Here is a 6367-nt window from a genome sequence, read left to right as displayed (position 1 = left end):
GCCGTCCACGCGTTCGCCGCCAGCGCCTCCGGCGTGACGAATACCGCGAGCGCGACGGCCTCCGCCGCGTCTCCCTCCGCACCCGCCGGCGCTTCGCTTCCGGCTTCGCCGACTCCAGCCCCGCCAAAGCGCTCCTCATTCACCAATACGATGCGCAGCTTCAGCTCCTGCGTAATATAACGATCCAACGTCTCCACTCTCGTCACTCCTTATCGATTTGAGCGGGCGCTGATCCCCGCAAAGTTCTTCCTTCACCCTAGCCGAAAAATTCAGCCGAAATACCCGGCGGCCTCCATCACGACCTGCCGCATCGGCAGATGGTACGGACACTGCTGCTGGCAGAGCGCCTTCTCCTTACAGGGCTCGTAGTCGGCACAGGACAATATTTTGTCCTTTTGCTTCTGGTAAAACCCGTCGCCCTTCGGCAGCAAGCCGAACGTCCGGCGCACTTGACTTGAAATCATAATGTCGGGAATCGTCACGCCGATCGGACAGGAGCAGTAATTGCACCGGCGGCAGTTATGCGCTCCGAGCTCCACTGCCAGCGCCTCCAGCTCATGCCGTTCATCGTCCCCGACTTCTTCCCGCATCGCGGCGATATTTTCTTTCACCTCGTCAACGCTGATCATGCCCGAGATCGTCACATGCACGTCCTGACTGTAAGGATAGCGAATCGCCTTCGACACCGGCTGGATAAAGCCGCCCGACAGCGGTTTCATTGCCGTCTTCCCCATCTGCTGCCGATTTGCCTCGGGAATCAGCTCGTCCAAAGCGAACGGCTGCGCCAAGTTCAAATGAAACAGCACCTGATCGAACTGCCCTTTGCTGATCCATTTCGCAAGCAGCTCCGGCCGGTGCCCGGTCAGGCCGATGAACCGGATATGCCCCTTGCGCTTCATCTCAAGCGCCGCCTGGTATGCGCCGTTCTCTTCCATTGCCGCTTTAAACTCTTGAACTGTGTTGACATAATGAATCTGCAGCAGATCGATAACGTCCGTTTTCATCCGGTCCAGGCTGCGCTCCATTTCCTCCATGGCCGACTTGTAATCCCGTTTCCCCGTCTTCGTCGCCAAAAAATATTCCGAACGGCGGTGCGAAATGCATTCGCCGATAATTTCTTCGCTGTTGCGGTAGGCTGCGGCCGTATCGATGTAGTTGATCCCTTCGTCAAGCGCGTAATTCAGCGCCTCCCGGGCCTGTTCGAGCGGTACACCGGGCAAGTTCATCGCCCCGAAGCCGAGCGAAGAGACGCGGTATCCCGTGCTTCCGAACGTCGTGTAACGCATATCCAAGTCTCTCCCTCATGGAAAAATTACATGTTCTCCCTTAATTAATTATAGAGCAACCGGCTCCAAAATAACAGTCTGTGGAACGTGCCTCCCTCGCAGACTCCCAGGCTTAACCGCCTCTGTTCTCTTTCCTGAAACGGCAAAAAACGGGCCGCCCCGAAAGGCAAACCCGCTTTTTGTATCCTATGACTCACCATATGCACTTACGGTTTCGGCACGTCGTTTTTGTCGGTCGGCAAGCTTTTGAAGTTTTTGAATACCTTCACCGTTTTGCCTACCAGCGCGCTGCCTTCCGGCATCATATCCGCCGTAATGACCATATCCTCCGGCTGGCCCATTTCTTCCAGATCCGTAAAACCGTCCCCGTCCGTGTCCTTGCCGGTGAGCGGATCGGTGCTCGTCCGGATGATCATGCCGTTCTCCAGCATCATTCCGGCCGTCTTCTCGTAGAAGTCGTCCAAGCCGTCCTGGTCTTTATCTTCGTGATAGCTGTTCTCCAGCGCCGACTTGAAGTACGCCTCAAGATCGTCGGCCGTCTGCACCTGGAAGTACATCCCCCCGGTATATTCGGCAATTTGCTTCAGCAGGCTGAGGTCGGCATCTCTGCTCAGTCCCATCGTGATGATCGTGATGCCTTTTTCGAATGCCTCTTTCAGCATGTTCAGATCGTCTTGGGTCGTCGCGAAGTTGTTTTGTCCGTCGGTCAGCAGCAGGGCGATTTTCCGCTGTCCGTTGTCTCCGTACGTATCGAACAGCTTCACCGCTTCGCGAACCCCTGCGAAAATATTCGTTCCGCCGTTGCTGTCGATATGGTACACCGCATCGGCTACGGTCTGACTGTGGGCCGAGAATGTCGCGTACGTTCGCACTCCGGAGTCAAAATCGATAATCGCCGCCCGGTCGCTCAAGGAATAGACCTGATTCGTTACGGTCGGGTATTCGAAGTGATACCCTTTCCCATCCTCGTATACCGACTTGGCCACCGTTACCGTTTCCGTCTTCAGCGGACTCTCCGGATCGTGCTTCAAGCCGTAAACCAAGCTCGTAACCGCCGTTTTGCGCAAATTTTTAGGGTCCGTGTCATTCATGCTGCCGGAGCTGTCGATGATGAAGGCAAAATCGATATACGGCTTGTAGGTACCGTCGACTACGGTTGAGAGATGCGCCCGGAACGTTTGCTCCCAGGACGTTTTATCAATCAGCACGTATTTGCTATTGTGCGTCGTCGTAAAGCTCAGCGTTCCTTGATCCGCATTGTACGCGGTAGGCAAAAATTCGAACCGCTTCGTCGTTTCGTTATAATACGCCGCCGCCAAATTTTGTTTGTTGGACACTTTGGCGACATCGAACGTCAGCGTGCCGGACGCAAACGACTTCCCGTTGGTGGAGAACTCGACCACAGGCCCCGTCAAACCGGGAACGGACAGCTGGCTGAATACCGTATTCGGCTTCTCCAATTTGACCGAAATGTCGCTAAGGCTTCCGCCAAAAGAGCTCAGGTCCAGACCGATCAAAGCGATCCTGTTGTTCAAGTCGTCGGTCCCTTCCACCGGGTTGCCGCCGCCAAGCGTATTTTGGATCGCCTCTTTATCCAGCGTGACCCTCTGCGTGCCGGAATCCGAGCTCGAATCGGAGTCGGAGCTGGAGCTTCCTCCACTGGTTGTGCCGGATGTACCCGCGGCCGGGGTCGTTGACGGCGCAGGAGCCGGCGTCTCTTTCTTCGGATCTTTGGCGCCGGTTTCCGTTGTTTTCAAGTACCGGGTCAGCATCGCCATCCCTTCGGCGCGGGTTGCCGCATTTTCCGGATAAAAATAGCGCTTGCCGTTCACCGTATCGCCTTCGACGATTTTGTTCGAAGCGGCGACGTTTACGTAATGGTTCGCCCAGTGGCCTGCCGTATCCTCGAATGCGACCGTATTGCCTTCCTGCATTCTTAGATTGTAGCTGCGGACCATCAAGGCAGCGATTTCCGCTCGGCTTACTTTGTTATCGGGCTTAAACGTCCCGTCCTCATACCCGTCGGACCATCCGTTCGCTTTGGCCGCCTCGATGTACTTCAGCGCCCAGTGGGAGGCAGCAACGTCCTTAAACGAGCTCTGAGCCGGTTCGGCCAGCTTCACCTGGCGGGTAGAGACAAGCAGCTTGATGTACTCCGCTCTTGTAATGCTTTGGTCCGGCAGGATGGCAGGTTGTCCATTCTGTATGACCCCGTCGACGATCCCTTTCTGTACGAGATACTCCACTTCGCTCTTCGACCAATGATCTTTCAGATCGTCAAAAGCCGGAACTTGATTGTCCGCCGCCGCGATACCGGAAAGAGAAGACCCGATTACGAGACTTGCAATGGATACTGCTGTAATTGCTTTCCTTAGCATCTGTACACCTTCCTTGGCTACTATGTTTAAACTATACTTTTGTCTCGTGCGCGCCCCCCTTATCGCTAAGCGCCACTCTTACATTTTATCGGTGGGCCATCTGGCTTTTTTTATGTGAAATAAACCCCAAAAAACCGTTTCCCGAGCGGCGTGATCGCCTCGGTAACGGTTTTTGGATAGAGCGATATATGATTTTAATCCTTCTTCCGGTCCTCGTCCTGACGATCCTCTTTTTTGCGGGAATCGTCCGCCTTGTTATCGTCTTTTTTCTTCGAATCTCCGGCCTGCTTTTTATTGTTGCCGTCATCCGATTTCTTGCTGTCGGATTCCTTCTTTTTATCCTGGTCCTTCTGTTGGTCTTGCTCTTTCTTTTTAGATTCGTCAACGCGCCGGTCTGCATCATCGCGCCGGCGCTCATCGTTCGATTTGGGGGACTCTTCCTTCTTCCGGTCGTCCTCCCGGTCTTTCGAATTCGAACCGGAACGGTCGTTCTTTTGGCGATCGTCCTCTTTTTTCCGGTCGTCATCCTTCTTGTCGTCGTTTTTGTCACCGGGACGCGACGTGCCGGGATTCGTTGTTCCCGGCTTCGTGCCCGCAGGAGGCGTACTGCCCGGCCTTGTATTGACCGGCGTCGTCTTTCCATGATCTGCGGATTTGTCGTCTTTATCGCTGCCCCGCTTGTTGCCGTTCTTGTCGTCGTTTTTATCGTCGTCCTTGTTTTTGTCTTTTCCGCCGTTCCCGGTCGTGCTTCCGGGCTTTTTCGGATCGTTCTTCGAATCGTTTCTCGAGTCGTTCTTGGAGTTGTTGTTCTTGGGGTCGTTTTTCGAGTCGTTTTTCGAATCGTTCTTTCCATTTTTCCCGTTCTTGCCGTTGTCCTGCTTGCGGTCTTTCTGCTGCTCCTCCAGCTTCTTGTCCAGCTCTCCGTTCTTCTCTTCCTCCACCATCTTCTTGATGTCCGCTTTGGTCGGAAGCTTATCCGGTTGAATGAGCTTGGCCACTTCCGGCTTCTGCTTGGAGATCTGCAGGACCGATTCTCGCTTCAATTCGTCGAGAGTTACGCTCTCTCCGTTGCTTTTGGCATTCAAATATACGGTGTATTTGCCCATCGATACACCGTTCTGGGAGGCGGCCTCCCGCACCTCCTGCGGCGCGGCGAACGCGGCGACCTGATAAGCTTCCACTTTGGTCGGGTGCGCCTCTTGGATGTGCTTGGTCACCTGCTTGCGCAGCTTCTCGGCAATGCCCGCATCGCTCACCTGGCTTTTAGGCTCGACGACGGTGCTGGCAATGACGATCTCCGCCTCTTGCTTGGCAAGCGGGCCCTGCTCGGCCTTGTCCAACAGCTTCGAGGTAACGGCCTCCAGCGTTTTCCCCTTGTAGTCGACCGCCTGGGCCAGCACCGCTCCGTCGTCGTTCAGCCCCCGCAGCTCGAGCACGTTCTCTTTGGCGTCAATGCCCATCTCGATGCTCGGGTTAATGTCCATCGAGACGTAGGCTACCACCTCGGGACTGCCCAGCTTCCCATTGAAGCTGGCAAACAATACCAGACCAAAAACGACGGCTGCCGCAATCGCCGAACGGCCGGCGACGGAAGGACTTCTCCAATTAATGCCGCTATCCGCATAGACGATCTCTTCGCCGATTTCGCAAGTCCGCTTCTTGCGGGGCACCCGCTCGAACTTGCCGTCCGGACGCATCACAACGATGCTTTTTTCCGTGATTTCCATCACGACCCCTTTATTCACGGACATCTTCCCCTTTTTCATGTTCCTCTCTGATATGTAAGTAATCTCTGAGATACGGATAAGGTCCTTGATATATCAGAGCAACAGCAATAATAAATTTGCGGTTTCGTTCCAGCGTCTTGCGCGAAACCTTCACTTGAGCCAGCAGCTCCTTAATCGGAAGCATCCGCTTGGATAACATGATCCGCATCAGCTCGCCGTCATTCGAGAGCGTCTTGGCAATACCGAAGAGCGCCTGACGCGAGTCGTCGTGCTTAGGGGAAGCATCGACCAAATCTCCGAAGCGGATACCGAATTCGGACAGACAGCGGTTCAGATCGATAATCTCGCTGCGCCGCTCCTCCATTCCCTTCTGCTTCTCGTACTGTTCAACAGCCTGATGGATTTCGACCGGGTTGACGATGTTGTCCTCCTCGTCCTCCACCTCGAACGTGCTGTACGGAATTTGCTGCGAGAAGCGCTGTTCCTTGCGGACATAATCAATGAGTCGCCGGCGGATGACCTGCTCGGAAAATCCGAGAAACGACCTTCCGGCCTGCGGTGAAAATTGATTGATCGCTTCATTGAAGGCGCCGAGCGCGATGCTGAACTCATCGTCCCGGGCCGGGTCCACATATCTTTTGCAAAATCTGCTCGTTACCTTCGCAACATAAGGTTGATAATCGGTGATGAATTGATTGCGGAGGCGTAGATCACCTTCTTGAATCAAAATTACGATTTGTTCCGGCGTTTGCGCATCCGCGGAATCCGAGTGGTGTGCCTGGCGTTTTCCGAGAAATTTCTTAAATAAAACCAGCAGCAATCGTTCCACCTCTCTGCTTAAAAATTTCGCTGTCGCTTATACGATTACGGGGGTCATTTCGAAGGCTGGACGCCTATATTTCTTAAGGAATTTTTTTGCGTGTCAGGACGGGTTTTCCAACCGGGCCAGCCGCAAAAAACGTCCCTATCCAAGCCG

5 protein-coding genes are annotated in these 6367 nt (G+C 54.4%); all 5 read right to left on the bottom strand.

The features are described 5' to 3' along the window. On the bottom strand, positions 1 to 197 hold a 197-nt coding region (locus PEL01S_RS28295; protein WP_164824330.1), incomplete at its 3' end, for a hypothetical protein. A 72-nt stretch (positions 198 to 269) separates the two neighbouring features. Further along, positions 270 to 1286 carry an aldo/keto reductase gene (locus PEL01S_RS28290; RefSeq protein WP_127462640.1) on the bottom strand — a complete coding sequence of 339 codons (1017 nt, stop codon included), beginning with the start codon at positions 1284 to 1286 and terminating at the stop codon, positions 270 to 272. A 206-nt stretch (positions 1287 to 1492) separates the two neighbouring features. Next, positions 1493 to 3664, bottom strand: a complete 2172-nt coding sequence (locus PEL01S_RS28285; protein ID WP_127462639.1) for an S-layer homology domain-containing protein — start codon at positions 3662 to 3664, stop codon at positions 1493 to 1495. Positions 3665 to 3858: 194 nt separating this feature from the next. Next, positions 3859 to 5409: an anti-sigma factor domain-containing protein gene (locus tag PEL01S_RS28280; protein ID WP_163767792.1), complete on the bottom strand. Its 1551-nt coding sequence runs from the start codon at positions 5407 to 5409 to the stop codon at positions 3859 to 3861. After that, on the bottom strand, positions 5402 to 6211 hold the full coding sequence (gene sigI / locus PEL01S_RS28275) for an RNA polymerase sigma factor SigI (protein ID WP_063185756.1): 810 nt from the start codon (positions 6209 to 6211) through the stop codon (positions 5402 to 5404). Before sigI ends, PEL01S_RS28280 begins: the two co-directional genes overlap by 8 nt. Between the last annotated feature and the right edge of the window lie 156 nt (positions 6212 to 6367).

The organism is Paenibacillus elgii NBRC 100335, from assembly GCF_004000865.1.
Lineage (GTDB): Bacteria > Bacillota > Bacilli > Paenibacillales > NBRC-103111 > Paenibacillus_G > Paenibacillus_G elgii.
This window is presented reverse-complemented; position numbering and strand designations above follow the sequence as displayed.